General features: G+C 63.9%; 31 protein-coding genes. 29 read left to right on the forward strand and 2 right to left on the reverse strand.

What is annotated here, in order from left to right:
• Window positions 1-62: 62 nt before the first annotated feature.
• Both IB223_RS14350 and IB223_RS14355 read right to left on the reverse strand, forming a co-directional pair.
• Complete coding sequence (locus IB223_RS14350) at window positions 63-422, reverse strand: helix-turn-helix domain-containing protein (RefSeq protein WP_192202461.1); 360 nt, start codon at window positions 420-422, stop codon at window positions 63-65.
• Window positions 423-468: 46 nt separating this feature from the next.
• Window positions 469-1,161 (reverse strand): transposase, encoded by a 693-nt coding sequence (locus IB223_RS14355; RefSeq protein ID WP_192202462.1) that lies wholly within the window; start codon window positions 1,159-1,161, stop codon window positions 469-471.
• A 275-nt stretch (window positions 1,162-1,436) separates the two neighbouring features.
• Between IB223_RS14355 and IB223_RS14360 the strand changes: the two genes are divergently transcribed.
• The 29 genes from IB223_RS14360 (at window position 1,437) to IB223_RS14500 (ending at window position 23,402) form a co-directional block, all read left to right on the forward strand.
• The gene (locus IB223_RS14360; protein WP_225591113.1) at window positions 1,437-1,997 is read left to right on the forward strand and encodes a hypothetical protein; all 561 of its coding nucleotides are present in this window, start codon (window positions 1,437-1,439) and stop codon (window positions 1,995-1,997) included.
• 12 nt (window positions 1,998-2,009) lie between these two features.
• Window positions 2,010-2,402, forward strand: a complete 393-nt coding sequence (locus IB223_RS14365; RefSeq protein ID WP_192202463.1) for a hypothetical protein — start codon at window positions 2,010-2,012, stop codon at window positions 2,400-2,402.
• Between the two features lie 134 nt (window positions 2,403-2,536).
• Window positions 2,537-3,772 carry a tetratricopeptide repeat protein gene (locus IB223_RS14370; protein ID WP_192202464.1) on the forward strand — a complete coding sequence of 412 codons (1,236 nt, stop codon included), beginning with the start codon at window positions 2,537-2,539 and terminating at the stop codon, window positions 3,770-3,772.
• A 10-nt stretch (window positions 3,773-3,782) separates the two neighbouring features.
• Window positions 3,783-4,046: a flagellar biosynthetic protein FliQ gene (locus IB223_RS14375; protein WP_192202465.1), complete on the forward strand. Its 264-nt coding sequence runs from the start codon at window positions 3,783-3,785 to the stop codon at window positions 4,044-4,046.
• A 2-nt stretch (window positions 4,047-4,048) separates the two neighbouring features.
• Complete coding sequence (locus tag IB223_RS14380; protein ID WP_192202466.1) at window positions 4,049-4,816, forward strand: flagellar biosynthetic protein FliR; 768 nt, start codon at window positions 4,049-4,051, stop codon at window positions 4,814-4,816.
• Window positions 4,816-5,883, forward strand: coding sequence for an EscU/YscU/HrcU family type III secretion system export apparatus switch protein (locus IB223_RS14385; protein WP_192202467.1), 1,068 nt, complete (start codon window positions 4,816-4,818; stop codon window positions 5,881-5,883). The genes IB223_RS14380 and IB223_RS14385 overlap by 1 nt, the downstream gene beginning before the upstream one ends.
• Window positions 5,880-7,946 carry a flagellar biosynthesis protein FlhA gene (locus IB223_RS14390; protein WP_192202468.1) on the forward strand — a complete coding sequence of 689 codons (2,067 nt, stop codon included), beginning with the start codon at window positions 5,880-5,882 and terminating at the stop codon, window positions 7,944-7,946. Before IB223_RS14385 ends, IB223_RS14390 begins: the two co-directional genes overlap by 4 nt.
• Window positions 7,947-7,971: 25 nt before the next feature.
• On the forward strand, window positions 7,972-8,640 hold the full coding sequence (locus IB223_RS14395; RefSeq protein ID WP_192202469.1) for a flagellar hook basal-body protein: 669 nt from the start codon (window positions 7,972-7,974) through the stop codon (window positions 8,638-8,640).
• Between the two features lie 17 nt (window positions 8,641-8,657).
• Window positions 8,658-9,425 carry a flagellar hook-basal body complex protein gene (locus IB223_RS14400; RefSeq protein ID WP_192202470.1) on the forward strand — a complete coding sequence of 256 codons (768 nt, stop codon included), beginning with the start codon at window positions 8,658-8,660 and terminating at the stop codon, window positions 9,423-9,425.
• Entirely contained in the window at window positions 9,425-10,138 is a 714-nt protein-coding gene (gene flgA, locus IB223_RS14405; RefSeq protein WP_192202471.1) for a flagellar basal body P-ring formation chaperone FlgA, read from the forward strand. Before IB223_RS14400 ends, flgA begins: the two co-directional genes overlap by 1 nt.
• 28 nt (window positions 10,139-10,166) lie before the next feature.
• Window positions 10,167-10,724: a flagellar basal body L-ring protein FlgH gene (locus IB223_RS14410; RefSeq protein ID WP_192202472.1), complete on the forward strand. Its 558-nt coding sequence runs from the start codon at window positions 10,167-10,169 to the stop codon at window positions 10,722-10,724.
• A complete protein-coding gene (locus tag IB223_RS14415) occupies window positions 10,721-11,836 on the forward strand; it encodes a flagellar basal body P-ring protein FlgI (RefSeq protein ID WP_192202473.1) in 1,116 nt (371 codons plus the stop codon). Before IB223_RS14410 ends, IB223_RS14415 begins: the two co-directional genes overlap by 4 nt.
• 12 nt (window positions 11,837-11,848) lie before the next feature.
• Complete coding sequence (locus IB223_RS14420; RefSeq protein WP_192202474.1) at window positions 11,849-12,223, forward strand: hypothetical protein; 375 nt, start codon at window positions 11,849-11,851, stop codon at window positions 12,221-12,223.
• A complete protein-coding gene (locus IB223_RS14425; protein ID WP_192202475.1) occupies window positions 12,220-12,585 on the forward strand; it encodes a flagellar basal body rod C-terminal domain-containing protein in 366 nt (121 codons plus the stop codon). The genes IB223_RS14420 and IB223_RS14425 overlap by 4 nt, the downstream gene beginning before the upstream one ends.
• Entirely contained in the window at window positions 12,585-12,881 is a 297-nt protein-coding gene (fliE, locus tag IB223_RS14430) for a flagellar hook-basal body complex protein FliE (protein WP_192202476.1), read from the forward strand. Before IB223_RS14425 ends, fliE begins: the two co-directional genes overlap by 1 nt.
• A gap of 12 nt (window positions 12,882-12,893) precedes the next feature.
• Window positions 12,894-14,261 (forward strand): flagellar basal-body MS-ring/collar protein FliF, encoded by a 1,368-nt coding sequence (gene fliF, locus IB223_RS14435; protein ID WP_343227207.1) that lies wholly within the window; start codon window positions 12,894-12,896, stop codon window positions 14,259-14,261.
• Window positions 14,258-14,698 carry a hypothetical protein gene (locus tag IB223_RS14440; RefSeq protein ID WP_192202478.1) on the forward strand — a complete coding sequence of 147 codons (441 nt, stop codon included), beginning with the start codon at window positions 14,258-14,260 and terminating at the stop codon, window positions 14,696-14,698. Before fliF ends, IB223_RS14440 begins: the two co-directional genes overlap by 4 nt.
• Window positions 14,695-15,393 (forward strand): FliH/SctL family protein, encoded by a 699-nt coding sequence (locus IB223_RS14445; protein ID WP_192202479.1) that lies wholly within the window; start codon window positions 14,695-14,697, stop codon window positions 15,391-15,393. Before IB223_RS14440 ends, IB223_RS14445 begins: the two co-directional genes overlap by 4 nt.
• A complete protein-coding gene (locus IB223_RS14450) occupies window positions 15,390-16,706 on the forward strand; it encodes a FliI/YscN family ATPase (protein ID WP_192202480.1) in 1,317 nt (438 codons plus the stop codon). Before IB223_RS14445 ends, IB223_RS14450 begins: the two co-directional genes overlap by 4 nt.
• Window positions 16,699-17,151 (forward strand): hypothetical protein, encoded by a 453-nt coding sequence (locus tag IB223_RS14455; protein WP_192202481.1) that lies wholly within the window; start codon window positions 16,699-16,701, stop codon window positions 17,149-17,151. Before IB223_RS14450 ends, IB223_RS14455 begins: the two co-directional genes overlap by 8 nt.
• A complete protein-coding gene (locus tag IB223_RS14460; protein WP_192202482.1) occupies window positions 17,138-17,884 on the forward strand; it encodes a hypothetical protein in 747 nt (248 codons plus the stop codon). The genes IB223_RS14455 and IB223_RS14460 overlap by 14 nt, the downstream gene beginning before the upstream one ends.
• A gap of 2 nt (window positions 17,885-17,886) precedes the next feature.
• A complete protein-coding gene (locus IB223_RS14465) occupies window positions 17,887-18,303 on the forward strand; it encodes a flagellar hook capping FlgD N-terminal domain-containing protein (protein ID WP_192202483.1) in 417 nt (138 codons plus the stop codon).
• Window positions 18,304-18,313: 10 nt separating this feature from the next.
• Window positions 18,314-19,474, forward strand: coding sequence for a flagellar hook-basal body complex protein (locus IB223_RS14470; protein ID WP_192202484.1), 1,161 nt, complete (start codon window positions 18,314-18,316; stop codon window positions 19,472-19,474).
• 1 nt (window position 19,475) lies between these two features.
• Window positions 19,476-20,219: a FliM/FliN family flagellar motor switch protein gene (locus IB223_RS14475; protein WP_192202485.1), complete on the forward strand. Its 744-nt coding sequence runs from the start codon at window positions 19,476-19,478 to the stop codon at window positions 20,217-20,219.
• Between the two features lie 39 nt (window positions 20,220-20,258).
• Window positions 20,259-20,513, forward strand: coding sequence for a FliM/FliN family flagellar motor switch protein (locus tag IB223_RS14480; RefSeq protein WP_192202486.1), 255 nt, complete (start codon window positions 20,259-20,261; stop codon window positions 20,511-20,513).
• On the forward strand, window positions 20,510-20,872 hold the full coding sequence (locus IB223_RS14485; RefSeq protein ID WP_192202487.1) for a hypothetical protein: 363 nt from the start codon (window positions 20,510-20,512) through the stop codon (window positions 20,870-20,872). The genes IB223_RS14480 and IB223_RS14485 overlap by 4 nt, the downstream gene beginning before the upstream one ends.
• Entirely contained in the window at window positions 20,859-21,608 is a 750-nt protein-coding gene (fliP, locus tag IB223_RS14490) for a flagellar type III secretion system pore protein FliP (protein ID WP_192202488.1), read from the forward strand. The genes IB223_RS14485 and fliP overlap by 14 nt, the downstream gene beginning before the upstream one ends.
• A gap of 5 nt (window positions 21,609-21,613) precedes the next feature.
• Entirely contained in the window at window positions 21,614-22,288 is a 675-nt protein-coding gene (locus IB223_RS14495; RefSeq protein WP_192202489.1) for a sigma-70 family RNA polymerase sigma factor, read from the forward strand.
• A 295-nt stretch (window positions 22,289-22,583) separates the two neighbouring features.
• Window positions 22,584-23,402, forward strand: coding sequence for a transglutaminase family protein (locus tag IB223_RS14500; protein ID WP_192202490.1), 819 nt, complete (start codon window positions 22,584-22,586; stop codon window positions 23,400-23,402).
• Window positions 23,403-23,533: the final 131 nt, after the last annotated feature.

The following is a 23,533-nucleotide window of genomic DNA, read 5'->3' on the forward strand; positions in this document are numbered from 1 at the left end:
GCCCGGCAAAGCCGGGTGGTGCTGTTTTAGCGCGTCGATGTTGGCGAAGCATTGCGCTTCGCTCAGTGCTGCGCTTGTTGCAGCACCGTATCAAGCATCTGACTGACGAACTTCTGCTGTGCCTTGGGTAGGCGATGGACCTGCTCTAGTTGCTGTTCGAGCTTGGAGGCTGGCCCGCGCTTGCTGCGGGCCTTGGCGGCTGGCGTGCCGATCAGTGCTTCCACCGAGGTGTGCAGGTGCTGGGCAAGCTGGGCCAGCGTCTCGACCGGAATCCTCACGCTCCCTCCTTCGTAGTGCGCCATGGTCTGCTGAGCAACGCCCAGCAACTCGGCCAGTTGCACCTGGGTGATGCCTTGGGTCTTGCGGGTGGCGGCGATGCGTTCGCCGAGTTGGACGTAGAAAGCGCGCTCGTTGTCGGCCATGGGCAGCGTGATGGCGTGGGAGTGAGAACTACAGGGACGGAGGGAATTAACTCGCCCTGGCTCTTGGTCTGCCGCGCGGTCTGCAGATGGCTGGGCGATTCAGGGTCTTCTCGACCATCTTCTGGAATCGTTCACTGCCCAGCGCACGCTCTTGTTCCAGATGGTTGCGTATGGCTTTTAAGTCGTCTTCGCAGATGCCGGCTTGCAACCACTCCCGATAAGCAGCGATGCGCTCGGCAAAAGTGTGGGCGAGCGCCAGATACACAGGATGCGGGGTAATCAATGGATCGCAGGCAGTGCCCAGATGCGTATGCACGCTGGACCAGCGGTAGTCCTCGGGTGCGGTGACCATGGCGGCACGGACCGGATTGAGCTCGATGTAACGGCAAACCGTGAGCAGGTAGCGATCCGAATCAACCAGACAGGATTTGAAACGCCCTTGCCACAGAGTGCCGCTACGTCCGTGCCTGGCATTGAATGCCTGCACATAGTTTTGCCCCAATACGCGCATGGCAGGCGCCAGCGATTCTGGTTTGGAGGGCGTAAGCAGCAGATGGACATGGTTGTCCATCAATACGAAGGCATGGACGGCGATGCAGTGGGCTGCGCAAGCTTCGCGCAGCAGGCGATGGAAGTGATGGCGATCCTCATCATCAAGGAAGATGGCGGCGCGATTGACGCCACGCTGGGTGACGTGGAGGGGAATGCCGGCGAGTACGAGTCGGGCGCGACGTGGCATGCTGAGACCGCAAGCGATGGGCTGATGCGAGCATGCCCATGATCTCCGGTGAGTCGGATCGGTGAAGGTGTAGGCGGCATGTAGGAGAATACCGCTTAATTCCCTCCGTCCCCTATAGTTGGGCAGCTTGACTGTAGCAGCGAATATCTCAGCGCCGTTACCACCTCCAACAGGCGATTCAGCCGCGTACGGTAGATAGGACGCTAAACTCCGAACGGCTGGCGGGGACTATTCGATATGCACCCGCACCCAGCCCAGACCCCGAAGGGAATTCAATGAGTTACGACCGTCTCGACAATGAAGAACTCTTGCGGCTGTCGCTGTCAGCGATGACAGCCAACCGCGATGCCGATGCCACAGAATTGCTGAAGATTCTGGTTGAACGGGATCCCTCCCACGCTTACGGCCACTACCTGCTGGCCGCCCAGCATGCTCAGCTGGGCATGATGGATCGCGCTGAAGCTGGTTTCCGCACGGCGACCGACCTCGGACCTGCAGACTTCCCCATGCCCCGCTTCCAACTGGGCCAGCTCCTCCTGTTGAAGGGCGAGGCTGATGAAGCCCACAAGACCCTGGCGCCGCTCACCGAAGGCGGAGGCTCGCTTTCAGTCTACGCTGCCGCACTCAGTGCCCTGGCAACGTCGGACACTGCGTCCGCCATCCAGCACCTCCAGCACGGCCTTGAACTTTCACAAGCCATTCCGGCGCTGGCACAGGACATGGCGCGCCTGCTGCAGCAATTGCGTGAGCGCGAGCCGCTGGCAAATCAAGGAGAGCCCGCCGCCGCCAGCACCGGCGCCAGCTTCCTGCTGTCCAACTACGGCCGCCAGCACTGACGCCTCGTGGCCATGGACCGCCTGTCATCGACGTCTGCCCTGATCGCCGCCCTTCGCGGCGACATGCTGCGCAAGACAGAAAAAAGGCCGGCATCCTCCCCAACCTCGCGGACATCCCAAGCCGACAAAGGCACACCCACCGCCGCCAAGTCGCCGGCGAAACTGCGGGCCCAACTGGTCGATATCGCACGCGAGGTGGATCTGACGGATCCTGCATCCATCCAGAACTCCCGCGTTCGCCTGGTCAGAGCCGTGCTGTTGTGGGAATACGGCGAAGCCTTTCGAGAACACCCGGACTGGAAGCCCCTGATGGACCACATCATCGGCACATTCGAGGTCGATGATGCGCAGAATCAAAGGTACATGGATTTACTATCAGCACTGAAGTCCAGTAAACACAAGTAGTTGCACGCGCCGCTTGACACCCGCCGCTGAGCCTGCATTACAGTCCGACTCAACAAGGGGGACGCTCTTCAAAACGTGCTTTTGCAGCAGCCCACATCCGGGGTGGATGGTGGCGATACACCTGCAGACATGGCTTGTCGGGCTCCAAGGAATTGGCATATGCGGCGGTCCTCACTTGCTCGGTGAGACGCAGCGCAGGGAAGTGGGTAAGGCTCGTAATGTCGTCGCTGCAACGGTTGAGCGCCTTCCTGGCGCAGGATCCAGGCAATCCCGAACTGGCATGTGAAGTCTTCGATCAGCACTTCGCGGCGGGGAGTTTTGCTGAAGCGCGCGGCACCTTGGAGCCGCTACCGGAAGAGGGCCAGGCGCTAGTCAGCGTGCGCTTCCGTTACGCGCGGCTCGATCTGGTTACCGGCGAATATCGCCGAGCAGAAGACAACCTGGTCTGCCTTCAGGCCACGGGCCACGACGGTCCGACAATCGCCCACGACATCGTGTTTGCGCAGCTCTGCCAGCGCAACCTCGACGGCGCGCATGCATCGCTCGAAACCGCACTCACCCGCCACGGCGAGACCGCCGCGCTGCGTATCCTGCAGGCGCGCATCGCGCTGATGCGCAAGGACTACGCCGCCGCCCAGGCCGCGCTGGATGACGCGCTCCGCCTGGATCCCGCCGATGCGACGACACAAGGACTCCGCGCGCTGGCCTGGCTCGACGCGGGCGATGAAGCGCAGGCACTCAACATCGCAGCTGCCTGCCTGGCGCAGCATCCGGATCAGCATGAAGCACTGCTGGCGGCCGGTACCGCCAGCCTCTGGCGCGGGGATGCGCAGCTCGCGGGCCAGCACTACGGCCGTGCACTGGACCGGTTTCCAAACTCGGGCCGTGCGCTGTCCGGGATGGGCCAATGCCACATGCTGGCCGGGGATCTCGACCAGGCGCGTACCACGCTGGAGCGCGCGGTGGTAGCGATGCCGGACCACGTCGGCACTTGGCATGCGCTGGCTTGGATCCAACTGCTCTCCGGCGAGCTCGCTATCGCCGAAAAGAGCTACCTCGAAGCCCTGGATCTGGATCGCAACTTCGCTGAGTCGCACGGCGGACTTGCGGTTGTTGCGCTGTTGGACGAGCGCTACGAGGAGGGCGAGGATGCCATGAAGCGCGCGCTCCGTCTGGACCCCGCGTGTGTAAGCGGCCGCTATGCGCGCTCGCTTTGGTTGCAACACACCGGCGAACATGACGCCGCGGATGCCATCTTCGCGGAACTGATGCGTGCGGGCGCCATGCCTGGCATCAGTGACGAGGACGCACGCGTCGCAGCCCAGCGCGTGCGCGAACGCGCGACCGCCCAGCGCGGCGGACGACGCTAGGAGCGCGGGCATGGATGCCGATACCGCCATGCACCTGCTGTCAGAAACGCTGTGGGCCGCAGCGAAGGTGTCGGCACCGATCCTGCTGGTGACCTTGGTTGTGGGACTGCTGATCTCGATCGTGCAGGTTGTCACCCAGGTGCAGGAAATGACGTTGACCTTCATCCCGAAGCTGATCGCGGTGGGCGTGATCAGCCTGATGCTCGGCGGCTGGATGATCGCCACCACCGTGGAACTGGCCAATCGCCTGTTCGAATTCGCCGCGGGTCTTTAGTCATGGATCCCATCACCACCTTCGCCGTCGTCTTCGCCTTCGCACTATTACGTTATTTGCCGGTGATGGTCCTGCCGGGTCTGTCGCCATTGAGCTGGGCGCCGGCCTTCATTCGCATCATCCTGCTGCTGGCGTTCTCCTGGTTGACCGTCCTCGCGTTGCCTGACACGCCGCCGATCGACGCACGCGGATGGCCGGTCGCACTGGTGCTCGGCGCATTGGGCGAACTGCTGATCGGGCTCGTCTTCGGACTGGGTTTAATGTTGCCGAATGCGGCATTGCATACGTCGGGCTGGTTGCTGGACATGCAGGCCGGTCTTGGGGCGGCCACGTTGTTCAACCCCGGATCCGGCAGCGGCGAATCGCTGCTCGGACATGCGCTGATGCTCGCAGCCACCGTCCTGTTCTTCACCCTGGACCTGCATGTGCTGCTGTTCAAGGGCATCGCCGCTAGCCAGAGCTGGATGCCGCTGGGGAGCCTGTCGCTGAACCTGCAGCAGGACGCGTTCTTCGCACTGCTAGGAAGCAGTTTCCTGTCCGGCCTGATGGTAGTTTCACCGGTCGTGATCGGTCTGTTCTGCATCGACATTGCGATCGCCTATGCCAGCCGCTCGATGCCCCAGGCCAACATCTACTTCCTGGCGCTACCGTTGAAGGTGGCGGCGGCGGTCGGATTGCTTGCGCTGACCTTGGCATACGCGCCGACGTTGATCGGACGCTTGTTCCGCGATGCCTTCGACCAGGTTCCCGCCGTTCTGGGGGTGCGCTGATGGCGCAGGGCGACCAGGACAAGACGGAACAGCCGACGCCGTACCGCCTTGAGGAGGCTCGGCGCAAAGGTGAGGTCGCCAAGAGCGCGGACATCGTGGGCGTATCCGGCCTGCTCGTGTTCGTGGTGACGCTGATGTTGACTGTGGCGGGCATTGCCGATGCGTTGTCCGGCGCGACGCGCCGCGTTGTCGAACTCGCGGGCGCGAGGCCATTGCTGGGCATGGAGATGATGGGGTGGCTCGGCGAGGTCTACAGCGGACTGATGCAGTCCATGATGCCGCTCGTGCTGGCCTTGGTCGTGGTCGCCGTGGTCGCCAACCTCGCGCAGACCGGGCCCATCTTCAGCGCGCATCCTATCCGGCCGGATTTTCAGCGGATGAATCCCGCCAATGCGTTCAAGCGCGTCTTCTCGATGCGTAGCCTGTGGGAGCTGGGCAAACTGACGGTGAAGCTTGTTTTGCTTGTCATGCTGGGCTACTTGGCGTTTTCCGCCGCGCCACGACTGATTGCACTCGTTGCGTCTGCATCTCCCCAGCAGCTGCCGGGACTCGTTCTCACCGGCTTTTGGAAAACGTCTCTCTATGTGCTGCTGGTGCTCGGCCTGGCCGCGCTGGCCGACCTGATGTTCGTGCGCCGCGATCATATGAAGCGCATGCGCATGAGTCGTCGCGAACTGCGCGACGAGGTCAAGCGCCGCGATGGCGATCCGGAGGTCAAGTCGAAGCAGAAACGGCAGCAACGTGAGTTGCTGAAGAAGGTTCGGGCGCTGCCACGTGTAGGCGACGCCGACGTGGTACTGACCAACCCGACCCACTATGCGGTCGCTGTGCAGTACCGTCCCAGGACCATGCGGGCTCCGATCGTGCTGGCCAAAGGCAGGGGTTTCCTGGCGGCACGCATTCGCGCCCTGGCGGGCACGGCCGGCGTGCCGGTGCTGCGCATGCCCGCGTTGGCACGTGCGATCTATGCAGACTGCGAGATCGACGCACCGGTGCCCGAAGCCCTGTATGGTCAGCTCGCTCCGGTGTACCGGCAGTTGTTCGCACAGGGCAGGACGCCGCGATGAAGGAACTTTTCGCACTGCTGTGGTCTGACAAACGCGATCTGGCGCTGGTCGCCCTGGTCGTGGGCATCCTGATCATCCTGTTCGTGCCCGTCCCGCCGCCCGTGCTGGACTTCCTGCTGGTGATCAATATCAGCTTGGCGCTGCTGGTGCTGCTGGTGACGTTCTTCACCGAGTCGCCGCTGAACTTCTCGACGTTCCCGACGCTGCTGCTCATCGCTACGATGTTCCGGCTGGCGCTGAACGTATCCGCGACGCGCCTGATCCTTGACGGTGCGGATGCAGGGCGTGTCATCAATGCGATCGGCTCGTTCGTGATTCGCGGCAACTACGTCGTCGGCATTGTCGTGTTCCTGATCCTCGTCGTGGTGCAGTACGTCGTCGTCACCAACGGTGCCCAGCGCGTGGCGGAAGTGGCGGCGCGCTTCACCCTGGACAGCATGCCCGGCAAGCAGATGAGCATCGATGCCGACATGAACATGGGCCTGATCGACGAACACGAGGCGCGCCGGCGCCGCGCGATGATCGAGAAGGAAGCCAACTTCTATGGCGCCATGGATGGCGCCACCAAGTTCGTCAAGGGCGACGCGATCGCCGGCATCATCATCATCCTCATCAATATCGTCGGCGGGCTGGCCATCGGCATCGCGCAGATGGGCATGCCCTGGACCGAAGCGGTCCAGCGCTTCACCCTGTTGACGGTCGGCGATGGCATCGTCACCCAGATTCCTTCGCTGGTGATCGCGGTCGCCACCGGCATCATCATCACCCGTGCCGCTGCGGATGCCCGGCTGGGTGAAGAGATCCCGCGGCAGATGCTGTCGAGCCCACGTGCACTGCTGGTCGTCGCCGCCGTGCTGCTGGTAATCCTGTTCCTGCCTGACTTCCCAAGTTTCCCGGTGCTGCTGGTATTGGCGGGAGTCGTCGCGCTGGCGTGGTACGCGATGCGCGCCGCGCGCACGCAGGATGACGAGAACGATCCCGAGGGCGCAGCGGGCGCCAATGCCAGTGGCGGCGGCACCCAGGACGACTTGCAACAGGCCATGCGCCTCGAGCCGATCGAAATCAGGCTCGGAGCCACCGTCCATGACCTGCTGATGGGCCCCACGGGTGATCTCGCCGAACGCATCATCCATCTGCGCAAGCAGGTCGCCAGCGAACTGGGATTCGTACTTCCGAAGGTGCAGACATCGTTGCGCCCCGACCTGGATGCGCATGTCTACGAAGTCCTCGTCCAGGGCAATCGGATCGGGCAGGGCACGCTTCGCCCTCAACAGGTGCTGGCAATCAACCCTGGCAGCGTTCGCCAAAAGCTGGAAGGTCTCGAGACACGCGACCCCGCGTATGGCCTGCCGGCACTATGGATCGAGCCCGAGCAAAGGACGGCGGCCAGGACGGCGGGCTACACGCTGGTCGAACCCGACACCGTGCTGATCACCCATCTGAACGAACTGGTCAAGCAGCAGGCGCCGGAATTGCTGACGCGCATGGAGACGGAACGCCTGGTCCGCCGCCTGCGCGAGAGCAGCGGACCGCTGGTGGACGAACTGGTGCCGAACATCCTGACGTTCTCCGACATCCAGAAGACGTTGCAACTGCTGCTGCGCGAGCAAGTCAGCGTCCGCAATCTCGAAGCCATCCTGGAAGTCCTGGTGGACGTGGGCCGGACGATCAAAGTTCCGGAGGAACTCGCGGAGCGAGTGCGCGAACGCTTGGGCCCGTCCATCTGTCAGAAGTTCAGCGATACCCGTGGCGAGTTGAACGTGCTGACCCTGGCACCCGATGTCGAGCGCTCCCTGTTGGGCACTCAGCGAACCGTAGAGGGCAGGGCGCCGCTTTTTTCCGACATGGCCCAGCTCGACGTCTTCATCAAGCACCTGTCGCGGCAGTCGGAGGCGATGATGGGCCGCAACCTGATGCCGGTGTTGCTGTGCCCATCGCCACTGCGACGTCCTCTGCGCAACCTGGTCCAGCGTTCGTTGCCGCACGTGGCCATCGTCGGGCTCAACGAAGTTCCCCCCACCACCATGGTCCGTTCCTTCGCGGCAGTCGGAGGTTCCCCATGACATCTGTCCAGTACGGGAGTTGCATATGAGCGACACCATCCAGGTCATCAGTCGCGCTCTGGGCGCGGACGTGCAAGGCCTCAATGCGGTCAGCCACAACGTCGCCAACCTCGCCACACCGGGCTTCCAGGGTGTGCGCATGCTTCCCGATTTCGCCAACGCGCTGGCCCAGGAACAGCGCGTGCAGTTGCAAGACGGTCCGCTCAAACAGACCGGTCGCTCCCTCGACCTCGCGCTCCGCGGGGATGGATTCTTCCAGGTCAAGCGTGGCGACGAGGTACTGCTCACCCGTGCCGGGCACTTCGTCCGTCGCGCCGACGGCGTGCTCGCCACGCTCGCCGGCGACGAGGTAATGACCGATGCCGGTCCGCTGGTATTGCCGGAACAGGATGTACGCGTCGATGGCGCAGGCATTGTCTGGCAGGGCGATCAGCGCCTGGCGCAGCTCGCGGTCGCGGGTATCGCCGAGCCCGCACGCCTGCAGGCAACTGGCGGCGGCTACCGCTACGACGGCACCGTAGGAACATGGAACGGCACGGTGCAGCAAGGGGCCATCGAGCAGTCCAATGTCGACGCCGCCGAAGAGACCCAGCGGCTGATCGAACTCAGCCGACACGCGGAATCCGTGCAGCGCGCCATCTCCATCTACGATCGCACGCTTGATACCGGCATCAATCGCATCGGCGACAACTGACGCAACGAGGACCCACCATGATCGACGCTCTTTATATTTCCTCCAGTGGCCTGCGCAGCCAGCAGGAACAGATCGACGTGATTTCCAACAACGTCGCCAACATGCAGACGCCCGGTTTCAAGCGTGGCCGGGTGAACTTTGCTGAAATGGCGACCTTGCCCGTGACGGGGCAGGTCGGCTCGCTGGAGCAGCAGCATCGCGGCGCGGGCGCGCGCGTTGTGTCGACCAGCCAGGAGTTCGCCACCGGCGCGCTGCAGCCCACGCGTGGCGCCCTGGACTTGGCCATCGACGGAAACGGATTCTTCGAACTGGAGAACGCCACCGGAAGCCGTTTCTATTCCCGCTCGGGCCAGTTCCGGTTGGACGACCAAGGCTACCTGACCGCAGTCAACGGCATGCGCCTGACGGCCGGCATCCAGATCCCGCAGGGCGCGAGCGACGTCCAGATCTCCGCTGAGGGCGAAGTCAGCGCCGTACTCGACGGTGCCGCCGAGCCCACCGTACTCGGCACCATCGATCTGGTGGGTTTCGTTTCAACCGAAGGACTTGTGGCGGAAGGCGGCAACGTGTTCAGCGCCGGGCCGCGTGCGGGCGAGCCGCTGCGTGGCGTGGCCGGGCAGGAGGGCTACGGCAAGCTGCAGCAGGGTTATCTGGAAATGGCCAACGTCGACATGATCGACGAGATGACGGGGCTGGTACTCGCGCAGCGCGCTTACCAGCTCAACGCGCGCGTCCTCCAGGCCTCGGACCAGGTGCTGGAAACCATCAACAACCTGCGCCGCTGATGAACGCCGCGACGCGCATTGGCATCCTGTTGCTGGCGACCTTGAGTGCGCCCTGCCTAGCCGCGCAAACGGTGTCGGGCGAACAACTGCTGGCGTGCGCGGAAGCCTCGTTGCGCGAACGCAGTGAGATGTTGACCGGACGCCTAGAGCTGTCCGCCAGCCCAATGCCTGAGGTTTCCAGCATTCCGGGCGAAGGCGAGGTGCGCCTGCACGCCCTTACAGTGGATGGGGCATGGCCACGTCGTCGGGTGGGTGTGCCGGTGGAGATTAGAAGGGGCGACCGCGTCGAACAGACGCGAATGGTGTGGTTGTCCGTCCAGTGGTGGCAACAGGTGCCGGTATACGTGGTGGACGTGCGGTCGGGCACGCCCCTGAATGCGCTCGCGGTACGCATCGACGAGGTCGACATGGCGGGGAGTACGGAGCCAGCGGCAGCGCTGGATGCCCTGGGTGCGATGGACAACTGGAGGCTGCGGCGCACGGTCCGCGCCGGCGAGCCGGTGGTGCGATCGGACCTGATACTGCGACCCGCAGTGAGCCGGGAAGAAGCCGTTCGCCTCTCGCTGCGCCAGGGCCCCGTCGCGTTGACGGTTCCTGCAATAGCCAATGGGGAGGGGGAAATGGGGCAGTGGGTCCAGGTCCGCGCGGAGGGCGCGGAACGCTCGGTGCTGGCCAAGGTCGTGGCACGCGGCGAGGTGGCCATTGAACGGTAAACGACGCGGTAGACAGCTCGCAGCAGGGATGTCGGTGTTGCTCGGCGCCGTCATGCTGCCGGCAGCGGCGCAACAGAGCATGATCGATGCGGACACCTACCGGGGTATCGCCGCCGACCGCCGTGCCTACCGGACAGGCGACCTGCTGACGGTCAACGTACTGGAGGCGGCCCGGGCACGGTCTGGAGCCGCGACCGATGCGAGCTCCGACATACGCCTGAGCGCCGCGGCGTCCGCGAAGAATTACCAGGCGCAAGCGCAGGGGGCGCTGTCCGCCTCCAACAGCGGGGGTGCGGAAACCTCACGCGTCGGCGAACTGCGTACGCAGCTCTCCGTACGCGTCGCCGAGGTCCTTCCCGACGGCACGCTGGCCGTGGAAGGCGCACAGTCACTGGTCATCAACGGTGAGGACCAGCGCATCGTCCTTAGCGGCCTGGTCCGGCCTGACGACATCCAGTCCGACAACAGCGTCTGGTCGCACCGGCTGGCCAATGCGCGCGTCGAGTTCAGCGGAAGCGGCGTGGTCAGTAGTTCGCAACGGCAGAGCGTCGTCTATCGCGTGCTGAAATGGTTGAGGTTGCTATGACCCGCTTCGCATCGCTGCTCATCCTGCTGTTACTGCCAACGTGGGGCTGGGCCGCAAGCCAGGAGGTCAAGGTCCGCGACATCGCCCGCATCGCCGGCGTGCGCGACAACCCGCTGACCGGTTACGGCCTGGTGTTCGGCCTGTCTGGCTCAGGCGACTCGGCGCGCAATCGCGCCACGGTGCAATCCGTCGCCAACACGCTGCGCAATTTCGGTGTGCAGGTGGACCTGACGGACCTTTCGAGCCGCAATGTGGCGGCGGTATTGGTGACCGCCAAGCTGCCTGCATTCGCCGAGCCGGGACAGCAGCTCGACGTACAGGTCGCCTCCGCCGGCGATGCGCGCAGCCTTACTGGTGGCACGCTGATGCTGGCTCCATTGAGCGGACCGGACGGCAAGGTGTATGCCATCGCACAGGGCGCCATCTCGGTGGGGGGCTACCAGTTCGAAGCCATCACCGCGTCGGTGCAGAAGAACCACCCTACGGTCGGCTGGATTCCGTCCGGAGCGACCGTCGAGCGCGCCTCGTCGTTGGGCGTCGTCGGCGATGGGCGTTCGCTGCAGGTGCTGCTGAACGAACCGGACTTCACCACCGCCAATCACATCGCCGGCGCCATCAATGCCGCACTGCCGGGCTCCCTCGCGCGTGCCGAGCATGCGGGCAAGGTATCGGTCAGCTTCGATGCGCCTGTGACCGACACCGTCGCTCAGATTTCCCGGATCGAGAACGTGCTGGTCAGCCGCGAGCGGCGGGCGCGGGTGGTCATCAACGAACGTACCGGCACCGTCGTCGCAGGCGGCGACATCCGACTCGGCCAGGTCAGTATTTCCCATGGCGAGCTGCGGGTGGAGATTTCGACGCGATACAGCGTCTCACAGCCCGAAGGCTTCCTGTCTCGACCTGGTAACGGGGTACGCAGTGTCGTAGTGCCGGAAAGCACGATCGAGACGAACGAAGGCGTGGCACCCGTGGTGAGCGTCGCTGAGGGCGCGACAGTCGCCGACCTGATCTCATCGTTGCGCACGATCAAGTTGAGTACCCGGGATGTCATCGCCGTCCTGCAATCGATCAAGGCCGCCGGCGCGCTCGACGGCGAGTTGATCATCCAATGACCCGGAGCATGCATGTCTGACCTGACCGTGGATGCCGTCCGCATGGCACTCAACCTGAACCAGCTCAAAGCGGAAGTGACCGGCTGGAACATCGTCAATGCTTCTGCCACGGATGCACCGATGTTCGTGATCGACCAGAGCGCCACGGACGCGTTACTCGGCGCTGCGGCGAACGGGCCTTCGCACGCGACCCGCGACGCGCTGGCTTCGCCGAGCTCGCCCACCATGGCCGTGGTGCACGAGCAGTACATCGCCGAACGGCCATCGCTGGACCAGCTCGTCGCCGACTCCGTTTCGGCGGGCATGAACTATCAGGCGTTGACCGAGTCGCTGAGCCGACATTTTGGCCTGATGCGCCTGGCCATCAGCGGAAGGAGCGGGACATGAGTATCGATGCGATTCTGGAGGCCAGCCGGGCCGGGATGCAGAATGAACGTCTCCGGTTGGATCTGGCGAGTCGGCGCATTGCTGCCGCCAATCAGCCGATCGATCCCGCGTCCGCCGGCTCGGGCGCCACGTTCGCCCAGGCGCTCGGAGCGGATCTGGGAGCCGGCCTCGGCACGCGTTCGGTACTCGATCCCAAGCATCCGCTGGCCGACGCGCAGGGCCGCGTGCATTACCCCGCCGTCGATATGGTCCAGGAAATGACCACGCTGCTGACCGCCAGCCGCGGCTACGAAGCCAACGTCCGTTCGTTCAACGTCCTGCGCGGCATGCTGCTGCGTGCCATGGAAATCGGAGCCAAGTGATGACCATCGACGCCATTGCCGCGCTGGGCGCGGCCTCCATCACCGAGGCACATGCCTCTACGATCCCGCCGCCTCGCGCCGACTTCGGTGCCGCCATTGAACGCGGCCTGGCGTCTACCAACCTGGCTTTGCAGGCGGCCGATCAGAACGTGCGTCTGCTGGCCTCGGGGCAGGAGATCGCGACGCACGACGTGATGATCTCCCTGGAAGACGCGCGCATGCAGCTGATGCTGCTGTCGGAAGTACGCAACCGCGTGGTCGAGGCGTACCAGGAACTGTCGCGCATGCAACTCTAAGGAATGAAGGCCGTGTCTTCGATCAAGACGTTCTACCTCTCCCTGGCCCAGGGCGCCAGGCGCGGCTTGCTGGCAGGACTGATCCTGCTTGCACTGGGAACCGTGGTGGCCCTATGGTGGATCTTCTCGCCGCGCGAGTCCCTATTGTTCGGGAACCTTAAGGAAGTCGATGCCGCCGAGATCGCAGCGGCGTTGGAGGAGTGGAAGGTCCCGCACCACTTCACGGCTGACGGCACCGGAATCCTGGTCGACGAGCAGCAGATGCATGCCCTACGAATGCGCCTGGTGTCGGCCGGCGTACCTCGTGGTGGCCATGTCGGCTTCGAGCTGTTCGACGACAACGAATTCGGCGTCACTGAATTCGCCCAACGGATCAACTACCAGCGCGCACTGCAGGGCGAGATCGAGCGCACGATTGCCACCGTTCCAGGCGTGCAGAACGCCCGCGTGCACCTGTCCATCCGGCGCCCGGGCCTATTTCTGGCGGACGAGGCGCAGTCAAAGGCATCGGTCGCATTGACGCTTGTTCCGGGCGCCACGCTGGAGCGCAAGCAGGTGGCGGGGATCCGCAATCTCGTCGCTTCGGCGGTGGATGGCTTGCAGCCGGAGTCCGTGGTCGTGGTGGGTCCCTCCGGCATGCAGCTGATCGGCGGTAGCCTTGCGGAAAGCGTTGCCGAAGGTTCCGGTACGGCCGAAGAACTGGCCAGCGCACTGGAAGCGAAGATCGGCAAGGTGGTGGCGAAGGCGCTCAATGGCCAGCAGGCCGCGATCTCGGTAAACGTGGCGATGAACTTCGATCGCGTGCACACCACCAGCGAGCGCCTGCTGGGAAGCCCGGGCAAGGAACACGGCCTTCTGGTACGGAGCAATCGCAACGGCGATCGTGCCCCGGAAGGCGCGACCGCTCCGGCTTCGTTACTGAACGAGCAACTGGAGTACGCCCACGGCCGCGAACGCCAGGAAGTAACCCGCGCGACGGGCGCCATCGACCGCATCACTGTCGCCATCCTGTTGCCTGCCTCGGTTCCGGCCACACAACAGGCGCACCTGCGCCGCCTGGCTTCGGCGGCCGCAGGGTTGGACTTCGATCGCGGAGACAGCCTGGAACTTGCCGTGGCGACGCCGCTCGCTGCACCCACCGCACAACCGGGCGTCGAGTCCATACCCGCACCCGGCGCATCCCGCACGCCATCGCGAGCATTTGAGGAAATCCCTTTCATCCATCCGCTGTGGCTGCTCGCCGCATTGATGTCCGGTGCACTGGGCATGTGGCTGCTGCGCGGTACGCGCAAGGTGCCGCCGTTACAAGTGCTGAGCCACGAAGAAAGCGAGCAGGCGGCACGCAACATCCGCGCTTGGCTCGCAGGTGAAGTTCGATGAGCGAACTGGCGCTGCGCAAAGCCGCGCTGGTCGCGAGCCTGATGGATCGCGACCAGCGCAAGCGCCTGCTCGCCAGCGTGCCACGCGGCACGGCGCGGCATCTGCGTCTTGCGATCGCACACGTGGAGCGCCAAGGATGGGCGAGGCGCGATATGGTGGAGCAGGCATTAGGTCAGCCGCTGACCGCGATCCAGGGCGCTCCCGATTTCGGGCTGGATGAACTGGTGAAGCTTGCGGAGCACGTGGACGCGCGCACGTACGCGCGCGTGCTGGCGGCTGCGCCGCTGCGCGATCACGGCTTCCTGTTCTCGCTGCTGCCTGCCGGCTTCGCTGGCGGCGTGCAGGGGTACCTTGAAGAATTGCCCGTGATGCCGGAGCGCCTGCGGACTGCCACGCTTGCAGCGGCCCGCCAACAATTGCAGGCGGTGGCGGCATGACGCAGCCGCTCGTCCGACGACTGGATGCGAGCGGCCTGGACCTGCGTGCGTGGTCCGGCGACGAGCCGCGGCAGGAGATTCCCGCGCCGAGTGATGGGGCGCACGCGCAACAACGCTTGGCGGAGGCGCAGCGCCAACAACAGGATGAACTTGAGCGCCAGCGCGAGCGTGGTTACCAGGCCGGCATGGCGGAAGGGAAAGCCGCGGTGGAAAGGCGCGTGCAAGCTGAACTGGTCACGATGAAGAAGCGCCTTGAAGAAGATTGGGCCAAGGCACAGAAACATCTCGATGAAGAGCGGGCTGCGCTGCAAGCGCTCGCGGCGCGCTTGGAACAGGTGCTCGGTGAGGCGGACAGGGCTGCCGAGGAAGCGGCTGTACAAGCAGCATATGCCGCGCTGGTACGCGTGCTGGGAAATCGCGAAGCCGAGGGCGAGCTGATGCGCGACCTGTGCCAGCAGGCGCTGTCGGATGCCGGCGGAGAGACGCATGTGCTCTGGGTCTGCGACCAGGACCATGCCTTGGTGGGCAAACTAACGTCCGCCGAGCTGCGTACCGATCCTGCACTGAAGCGTGGGCAGGTACGTCTCCAATCCCGGCTGGGTCACTACGACACGGGTCTGGACGTGCGCCTTGAGCAGATCCGGCAGGCCTTCCTAGCAGGACTGGCCCTGCATCACACCAAGGCGGAAACATGAGCCTGGGCGAACGACTGCGCAGCGCGGTGCATGCCGCAGAAATGCACCAGCGGCATGGGCGCATCGTGGCGTTCGACGGCCTGGTCATCGAGGCCGAGGGCCCCGACGCCAGGCTTGGCGAGTTGTGCGAGATCGTCGGTAGCGAAGGCATGGCGCCCACCCGCGCGCAGGTCGTCGGCTTTCGCCGGGAGCACATGCTTCTGATGCCTTACGGCGCAGTGTCGGGCATTTCTCCGCGGAGCCTGATCCGTGCCTGTGGCCACACACTGGATGTGCCGGTGGGCAACGGCTTGCTCGGTCGCGTGGTGGACGCGTTCTGCCAACCGCTGGACGATGGGCCGACGCTGTCGTTGCCCGATCGCCAGGCGTTGCATGCCGCACCCTCCAATCCTTTGAGCCGGCGCGGCATCGACAAGGTCATGGAGACCGGTGTCCGGGCCATCGATACGCTTTTGACCCTGGGAGAGGGCCAGCGCGTAGGCGTGTTCTCCGGCAGCGGCGTGGGCAAAAGTACGTTGCTGGGCATGTTGGCGCGCCACGTGAGCGCCGACGTCACCGTGCTCGCACTGATCGGCGAGCGTGGTCGCGAAGTAGGCGACTTCATCCGCGAATCGCTCGGCGATGGCCTTCGCCGTTCTGTCGTGATGGCCGCCACCGCCGATCAACCGGCGCTGGTGCGCGTGCATGCGGTGCATGCCGCGCATGCGGTGGCCGAGTACTTCCGCGACCAGGGGAAGTCGGTGCTGTTGGTGGTCGATTCGATCACACGCTTCGCCATGGCGCAGCGCGAGATCGGTCTCGCCATCGGCGAACCGCCGACCTTCCGCGGCTATACACCCTCAGTGTTCGGCTGGTTGCCGCGCATAGCGGAACGTTGCGGCCGCTGGGCCCACGGTTCCATCACGGCGGTCTACAGCGTTCTGGTCGAGGGCGACGATATGAACGAACCCATCACCGATCACATGCGGGCGATTCTGGACGGCCACATCGTGCTGAGCCGCGAGCTAGCCGCACGCGGCCACCATCCCGCCGTCGACGTCCTGCACAGTGCGAGCCGCCTGCTGGATGCCTTGGCGACGCCGACGCAGGCAGCGTTGGCCTCCGAGGTACGCCGGCACCTGGCCACGTACGAGGGATCCCGCGACTTGGTCGAATTGGGTGCGCACCAGCGCGGCATCAACACCGCGCTCGATGCGGCGATCGATCTGAAACCCGGACTCGACACCGTGCTGCGCCAAGCATCACAGGACGCCTATTCCCGTGAAGAAGCGCTGGCCGCACTGCGTCGTGTACTGGACGTGTCGCATGGATAAGTCGGCCATGCGCCGCGCAGACGTCTTGTCGCGCTTGCGCCAGTTCGAGCAGGACAAGGCGCACGCGGCGATGTCGCGCACCGCACACGAGGCAGGCAGCGCGCATGAAATCCGCGATCTGCGTCGCGACGAAGCCGAAGCGGTGGGACGCTGGAAGGTGCCATCTGCGGACGGCGGTGCCATCGAATTAGCGATCTATACCCACGCCTTGGGCGTCGAAGCGTCGGCGATGACGCGATGGTCAGAAGCTGATGAGAACGCCAGCAAGGCAGACAAGGCACTGGACTTGGCGCGTGCTGACTACGGCCGCGCGTTGTTGGCCAGAGACGTGGTCGCCCGGCGCCAACAACGGGTGGCGGCCATGGCCGCCACCGAAGTGGAACATCGCGACGCTGACGCCGTGAGCGACATGTGGTTAGCCAGGAGGCAGCATGGATCCGATTGACTGTGGCGCGCCACTTCCATGGCATGGCCCCTCAGGCACGAACGGTGGCGTTGGCCCGCGCGATCCCTTGCGTGAAATGCGACAGAACGCCGGCGATTTCCGAGCCTGGGTGGAGGAGGCCGACGACGCAAGCCGCGAGGGCCAGACACCCCTGCCGCAAACCTTAGCGACGGTCGTCGGAGCGACCCAGGGAGCGGTCTCCGCGACCCTGTTCGACGACACGCAATTCGTGGGCACGGTCTATCCGTGGATGTTGCAGGCGCAGGCATACCTGTCGCAACTGGGTGTTCGCGAGGCGAGCGGCGGCCGGGCGGCTGCGATGGACGTCCGCGTCACCCAACAAGCGTCATCGCCGTATGCGGACGCGGAAGTAACCGCCATGCCGGCCGGCGGTTCCTCGCGCATCGCCTCTACGGATTCGCGATTCCCGCTTGCCACCGGCATCGCTGCTACGGTGCGCAGCGTGCACGGCACGCTCAGCGGGTTTGGTGCGCCGCCTGCGGATGCTGCGGGCAGTGCCTTTGCGGCGTCCTGGTCCGAACGCCTGCTCAGGCGGACGGTCGATGCGGACGGCAACACCACTTGGTGGCTGCGCGACTACGGCATGGACGCTGCCGCACAGGAAGACCTTACCCGCTCCCTGCTGTCCCAGCCGCTGCACCAGAGACCCCACCGCATCGTCATCAACGGCGTCGAAGTCTGGCGCGCCCCTCATTCCCTGCCGGAGTCCTGAGCATGGCCATCGATGCCATCGGATCCATCGTCAACAACGGAAGCGCAAGCACCGAAGGACGCAACACCATCGACCAGGAGGGCTTCATCAAACTCTTCCTTGCCCAGTTGCAGTTCCAGGATCCCCTGGAGCCGGTGGACAACCGCGAATTCCTCGCGCAGTTAGCGCAGTTCAGTAATCTGGAACAGTCGCGGCAACTGAGCATGAACTCGGAGGCGCTGTTGACGATGACGTCCGCCAGCCAAGCGCTGAGCCTGCTGAACCGCAAGGTTGAAGTTTCCCAGGCAGGGGGCACCGGCGTCTCAGGCACCGTCACCGCGATCCAGTTCACGCCGTCCGGGCCCGACCTGACCGTCGACGTCAACGGCAGCGTCCTCACTGGCATCCGTCTTCCCCAAGTCAGCCTCGTCCGTCCCTAGGAGCTAACGCATGTTTCAAGCGCTCTTCAACAGCCTGTCCGGACTCTTCAGCTTCTCGCGCAGCCTGGACACGGTCAGCAACAACGTGGCGAACATGAACACGCCGGGTTTTCGCGGCAGCGACTCGTTCTTCGAGAATATCGCCGGTGAGCACGGTGCCCGCATCACGGGCCAGGGCATGCGCACCGGTGCCGGAGACTTGCGCCAGACCGGCAACTCCACGGACGTTGCCGTGGAGGGATCCGGCTTCTTCGTCCTGCGCGATGCCAACGGGTCCCTGCACTACACCCGTGCCGGCCAGTTCATCTTCGACGAGCAGGGCGTCCTGATCGACAGCGTTAGCCGCTTCCAGGTCATGGGGATCGACCAGCACGGCAATCTCGCGCCCATCTCGCTGGAGGGCCAGCGCACGCTGCCGGCTCAGGCCACCACCCGAGTAACGTTCAGCGGAAACCTGCAACCGAGTGGTGACTCTCACGAAGTGACCGTCGCCAACATCTATACGGCGGCAGGCGCGAGCCAGTCATTGAAGATCAAATTCACCAAGAATCCGGATGCCACGCTGCCCCGCAGCTTCCTGGTCACCATCACCGATGCCAACGGCGCCCAAGTAGCGAGTGGTGAGCTGCGCTTTAGTACATCCGGTACCTTGGAGCCAGGCTATAACACCCTGACCGCGCAGTTGACCGTGGAAGGCGGTACGCAGGAGGTCACTTTCGACTTCGGTACACCAGGTGCGTTTCAAGGAACCACACACCTTCAGGGAATAAGCAATAACGTCAGCGGGACAGTCGCCGATGGTCGTCCGATCCTCGGCATCACTACGTTGTCCTTCGATGACAAAGGCGTGCTGCAGCTGACTTACAGCGCCAATGAGAAGCGCCAGGGTGCGCGACTGGCGCTTGCCTCGTTCTATAGTGAGAGCCTGCTGGAACTACGTTCCGGCCGATTGATCTCAGATGCCGATGCACAGCGCAGCGGACTGGGACGAGCAGGAGAAGGCGTATTTGGACGCGTCCAGGGCGGGAGCTTGGAGATGTCCAACATCGACCTGACTCAAGAGTTCGCCGACATGCTGATCATCCAGCGCGGCTACCAGGCCAGCTCGCGCGTGATGACGGTCAGCAACGAGATGATCGAGCAGCTCTACAACAGTACGCGTGGTGGCTGACATGGAAGTACGCCGTATCGGCTGGCAGGGAGCCTCGCGGGCACGCTGGCTGCGCGAGCGCATGGAACAGCGCCTCACGTACTGGTGGCATGGCTGGTTCACTGGTGACGATAGGCTGCTAGAACTGCGGCTGCACGCGATATCGCTCCCGCCAGCGCAGGTGGCCGGGCTGGAATGGCATTCGCTGAGCCACGAAGGTCAGCACTTGATGCTGGGAGCACCTCTTGGCGCCGCCCATGCATTCGCAACCCGTGCGTTGCATGTCCCCGAGAGCGAAGCCAACACGCTGACAGGCGACGTGGCGGCGGCCTGCCGCGACGATCTGATCGCCTCGTTATGGGGCGAGGGACCGCACGCGCCACTGGTTTGCGGTGAACCACCCGCGCCCTGGCAACTTGAGCCCCGTCACGGTGGCCTGCTTTTCCAGTTGCAGGGCTTGTCCGCCAGTATCTGGGTATGGGCGAACCGGGCATGGTGCGATGCACATGGTCCGGAACCCGCCGTTCGCGCGCCCAGCCCGCTATCGGACCGGCGCTCGGCACTTGGGAAAAGCCAGTTGCGCTTGTCGGCACACATCGACCTGGGTCAGATCGCGCTTGCCGATTCACTCGAATGGTCGGTGGGAGAAGTGCTGCTGACCGACATCCCACGCCGCGCGCGCGTGGAACTGTCCACCAACAAGATGCATGTGACCAGTGGCGTGCTCGGCCAGACCGGGGACAACCGGCACATCACCCTGGCGTAAAGCTATCCGCTACCTCGTGGCATAGAAGAAGAAACCATCATGAGCACTGAAGTCGTTGGAAATGGAAAGGACGTGAGCCTGGTCGGGCACGTGAAGATCTCGTTGGTCGCGGAGATCGGTCACGCCGAACTGACTGTGGAAGAGCTGTTCGCCTTGAGGAAGGGCGATAACGTGAAGCTGGAGGAGGGCAGCGACGCTATCGTGACGTTGCTGCTCAACGGCAAGGCGGTAGCGCAAGGCGAACTGGTCTGCGTTGACGACAAACTCGGTATCCGCATCACCGAACTTGCATGAGCAGTCAGGCTGGCGCACAGACCCCGATTCCCTATCGCGCTGAACCTGCGGTCAGCGGTGGCGAGCTGACGGGCGTACTGACCGCCACGATCCTGTTGCTTGCCGCGTTCCTGGCGCTGGCACTGTACGCTAGGAAGCGCAGCTGGCTTCGCAAGCTGGCGCCTTTGGCTGCAGCCGGTCAGACCGGCAAGCGTTGGCGACTAGACGTGCAGGCACAGCGCATCAGCCGTCTGACGACGGTATACAGAATCGAAGATGGCACGAACGCTTGGCTGGTCGTGGAGTCGACGGGGCAGGTGTCGGTATCAGCCCTCACGAACCAGCCAGCGAGCGGGGAGGGCGTCGATGCAACGCCGTGAACTTCGCCTAGGCGTCGTGGTGCTTGCGTTGGCACTACTGACAGTGTCTGAGTTCGCCTTGGCGGCGGATCCGGCCACGGAAGCCTTGGCCGCCGCCAGCGGCCAGGATTTCGCGCCCGCGCTGCGGACCTTTGTCATCCTGAGCCTCCTGTCCTTCATTCCAGTGCTGCTGATCGGCATGACGTCGTTCACCCGCATCATCGTGGTGCTCGCCTTGCTGAGGCATGCCTTGGGCATTCCGCAGACCCCGCCAAACAGCGTACTAATCACACTTGCGCTGTTCCTAACCCTGTTCTCGATGGGGCCAGTGCTTGGCAACGTGCATCAGCAGTCGTTGGCGCCGTACATGGCCGAACAGATATCTGCCACCGAGGCGGTCGTGAGGGCCAAGGATCCGATCCGCGACTTCATGATACGCCAGACACGCGAGAGCGATCTGCTCGCCGTCGTCGAGATGGCGCGTGAGCCTGCTCCCAGGCGGATCGAAGACATCAAATTCACACACCTGGCCGCGGCCTTCCTGCTCAGCGAGCTGAAGACCGCCTTCCAGATCGGTTTCGTGATCTTCCTGCCGTTCTTGCTGATCGACCTGGTTGTATCGGCAGTGCTGATGGCCCTGGGCATGATCATGCTGCCGCCCACCACGATCAGCCTACCGCTCAAGTTGCTCCTGTTCATCCTGATCGACGGCTGGGTGCTTGTGTCGCGGACATTGCTGGGCAGCTTCTGGTCCTAGAGCCCATGGCGATCGAGGATGCCGAGCAGGAACTTTGGCGCCGCTACCAAGAAGATGAGGATACCGCTGCCCGCGACTACCTTTTCCTCAAGTATGCGACGTGGGCTCGACGTGTTGCGGGTGGCGTCATGAGCAGGGTGCCCTCTCACGGCATGGAGTGGGCAGATCATGTGCAGAACGCCCAGATGGGATTGCTGGAAGCCATGTCGAGATTCGACAGCCGGCGCGGCATAGCCTTCATAGGCTTTGCGAAGCCGCGCGTACGCGGCGCTGTGTTCAACGGGATCCGGTCCTACGTGCGATCGCCACACGGGCGGCCAGACGATACCGGAGCGAGCGACCGGCTGCGTTCGCTTTGGGAAGACGAGCAGGATCCGCTGGACGGCTTCATCGATGCGGTAGTTGGGCTGAGCCTAGGCTACCTCCTGGGGGGAGGAGGCGAGCACGATAACGTCGATAGCCTGAAGATCGATCAGCTGCTGGGTGATGCATTGCTGGATCTGCCAGCTCGGCAGCGGAAGATCGTCATCGCACACTATTTTCATCACGTGCAGTTCCAGCAGATCGCCGAAGATCTCCAAGTCACAAAAGGGAGGGTATCCCAGCTGCACAAGGCCGCGCTCATGGAGCTACGGGCCGCACTTGAACGCAGGAAGGCCAACAGAGACAACTTCTTCTGACGAAGTGGAACTGACCTCGACCCAGTGCTACGACGATGGATTAGGGATGTTTATCGGGGGAAGGGGAGGGCAGCTTCCGACCCGAAACGGACATCTTCTGCCGTACCATGCCCGGGTGTCGATCGACGCGCGGGAGACATGGATTCCCTGCTGCCCCATGACTTGTGCACCGCGCGTTTCATTGGCGCGTAACGCTGGACGTGTGCGAGATGTGGGAGGCTACGTGCTGCAGTATCGGCCAAGCCTTGAACTGACCTCGCGCTCGCGATGAACTCCACCTCCCATCGGACCGAACATGCGCCTGCTAGCCGGATGCGAACTGACAGTCGAATCCAACGAGGACTGCGCGGTGGTCGCAATGTTGCGACCGCGCAGTGGCGAAGCGCAATGGCTGATCAGCGAAACCTATACATTCGACCCCCACGTTCGCCCGACCGAGTTCGTCGATGTATTCGGCAACCTGTGCCAGCGTTTCGTGGTCCGGCGTGGACGCATGCGAATCCGGGCAGAGCTTGAGGTCGAGACCGAGCGGGATATCGTCATTGCGCCGTGGGTCGCGCCGACACCGGCCGCTTTCCTGCCCGATCACGCGTTGCAGTACCTGCTGCCGAGTCGCTACTGCCCGAGTGATCGTACGTTCGACCAGGCGCAGGCCATCGTGGCTGCGGCGGCCCCCCGCAGTGGGCAAGTGGGGGCAATCGTGGAATGGATCCGCACCCATATCGCGTACCGGTACGGGGTTAGCGACGCCACCACGGATGCACTCGGCACTATGGAATCACGTGCAGGAGTCTGCCGCGACTACGCACATGTCGGAATCACGCTATGCAGGAGCCTGCGCATTCCTGCGCGGATGGTGGTTGGATATCTGCACGGACTGGAACCGATGGATCTGCATGCCTGGTTCGAGGCTTACCTGGATGGCCGCTGGTACACCTTCGACCCGACGCAGTCCGCACCCCGTGGTGGTCGGATCGTGGTCGCTTACGGTCGCGATGCTGCCGATGTGGCTTTTCTGACCAATTACGGCTGGTTGCAGACTCTGGAAATGCAGGTATGGGTAGGCGAGCGAACTAGCGAAGTGCCACTTTCATTCACTGGCGGAGGCATATAGCAGTCGAGCAGCCGCCAAACCGGCATTGCTCTTTCTGTCGAAGCAGAGTCCGTGTCCGCTTCTGGCCGAAGGCGGGACCCCTGGTTTCGATGTCAGCTGTCGTTCGCAACCATGTCTTCCCGGCGCTTTGA

This window comes from Pseudoxanthomonas sp. PXM03 (assembly GCF_014852005.1).
Lineage (GTDB): Bacteria > Pseudomonadota > Gammaproteobacteria > Xanthomonadales > Xanthomonadaceae > Pseudoxanthomonas_A.

Coding starts and splice junctions, on each gene's coding strand:
- flgA (WP_192202471.1), top strand. CDS start 9,425: ATGAACGCCGCGACGCGCATTGGCATCCTGTTGCTGGCGACCTTGAGT.
- IB223_RS14440 (WP_192202478.1), top strand. CDS start 14,258: ATGAGCGAACTGGCGCTGCGCAAAGCCGCGCTGGTCGCGAGCCTGATG.
- IB223_RS14365 (WP_192202463.1), top strand. CDS start 2,010: ATGGACCGCCTGTCATCGACGTCTGCCCTGATCGCCGCCCTTCGCGGC.
- IB223_RS14465 (WP_192202483.1), top strand. CDS start 17,887: ATGGCCATCGATGCCATCGGATCCATCGTCAACAACGGAAGCGCAAGC.
- IB223_RS14355 (WP_192202462.1), bottom strand. CDS start 1,161: ATGCCACGTCGCGCCCGACTCGTACTCGCCGGCATTCCCCTCCACGTC.
- IB223_RS14480 (WP_192202486.1), top strand. CDS start 20,259: ATGAGCACTGAAGTCGTTGGAAATGGAAAGGACGTGAGCCTGGTCGGG.
- IB223_RS14495 (WP_192202489.1), top strand. CDS start 21,614: ATGGCGATCGAGGATGCCGAGCAGGAACTTTGGCGCCGCTACCAAGAA.
- IB223_RS14500 (WP_192202490.1), top strand. CDS start 22,584: ATGCGCCTGCTAGCCGGATGCGAACTGACAGTCGAATCCAACGAGGAC.
- IB223_RS14455 (WP_192202481.1), top strand. CDS start 16,699: ATGGATAAGTCGGCCATGCGCCGCGCAGACGTCTTGTCGCGCTTGCGC.
- fliP (WP_192202488.1), top strand. CDS start 20,859: ATGCAACGCCGTGAACTTCGCCTAGGCGTCGTGGTGCTTGCGTTGGCA.
- IB223_RS14385 (WP_192202467.1), top strand. CDS start 4,816: ATGGCGCAGGGCGACCAGGACAAGACGGAACAGCCGACGCCGTACCGC.
- IB223_RS14460 (WP_192202482.1), top strand. CDS start 17,138: ATGGATCCGATTGACTGTGGCGCGCCACTTCCATGGCATGGCCCCTCA.
- IB223_RS14450 (WP_192202480.1), top strand. CDS start 15,390: ATGAGCCTGGGCGAACGACTGCGCAGCGCGGTGCATGCCGCAGAAATG.
- IB223_RS14445 (WP_192202479.1), top strand. CDS start 14,695: ATGACGCAGCCGCTCGTCCGACGACTGGATGCGAGCGGCCTGGACCTG.
- IB223_RS14425 (WP_192202475.1), top strand. CDS start 12,220: ATGAGTATCGATGCGATTCTGGAGGCCAGCCGGGCCGGGATGCAGAAT.
- fliE (WP_192202476.1), top strand. CDS start 12,585: ATGACCATCGACGCCATTGCCGCGCTGGGCGCGGCCTCCATCACCGAG.
- IB223_RS14475 (WP_192202485.1), top strand. CDS start 19,476: ATGGAAGTACGCCGTATCGGCTGGCAGGGAGCCTCGCGGGCACGCTGG.
- IB223_RS14360 (WP_225591113.1), top strand. CDS start 1,437: ATGAGTTACGACCGTCTCGACAATGAAGAACTCTTGCGGCTGTCGCTG.
- IB223_RS14375 (WP_192202465.1), top strand. CDS start 3,783: ATGGATGCCGATACCGCCATGCACCTGCTGTCAGAAACGCTGTGGGCC.
- IB223_RS14350 (WP_192202461.1), bottom strand. CDS start 422: ATGGCCGACAACGAGCGCGCTTTCTACGTCCAACTCGGCGAACGCATC.
- IB223_RS14410 (WP_192202472.1), top strand. CDS start 10,167: ATGTCGGTGTTGCTCGGCGCCGTCATGCTGCCGGCAGCGGCGCAACAG.
- IB223_RS14420 (WP_192202474.1), top strand. CDS start 11,849: ATGTCTGACCTGACCGTGGATGCCGTCCGCATGGCACTCAACCTGAAC.
- IB223_RS14485 (WP_192202487.1), top strand. CDS start 20,510: ATGAGCAGTCAGGCTGGCGCACAGACCCCGATTCCCTATCGCGCTGAA.
- IB223_RS14470 (WP_192202484.1), top strand. CDS start 18,314: ATGTTTCAAGCGCTCTTCAACAGCCTGTCCGGACTCTTCAGCTTCTCG.
- IB223_RS14395 (WP_192202469.1), top strand. CDS start 7,972: ATGAGCGACACCATCCAGGTCATCAGTCGCGCTCTGGGCGCGGACGTG.
- IB223_RS14415 (WP_192202473.1), top strand. CDS start 10,721: ATGACCCGCTTCGCATCGCTGCTCATCCTGCTGTTACTGCCAACGTGG.
- IB223_RS14400 (WP_192202470.1), top strand. CDS start 8,658: ATGATCGACGCTCTTTATATTTCCTCCAGTGGCCTGCGCAGCCAGCAG.
- IB223_RS14380 (WP_192202466.1), top strand. CDS start 4,049: ATGGATCCCATCACCACCTTCGCCGTCGTCTTCGCCTTCGCACTATTA.
- IB223_RS14390 (WP_192202468.1), top strand. CDS start 5,880: ATGAAGGAACTTTTCGCACTGCTGTGGTCTGACAAACGCGATCTGGCG.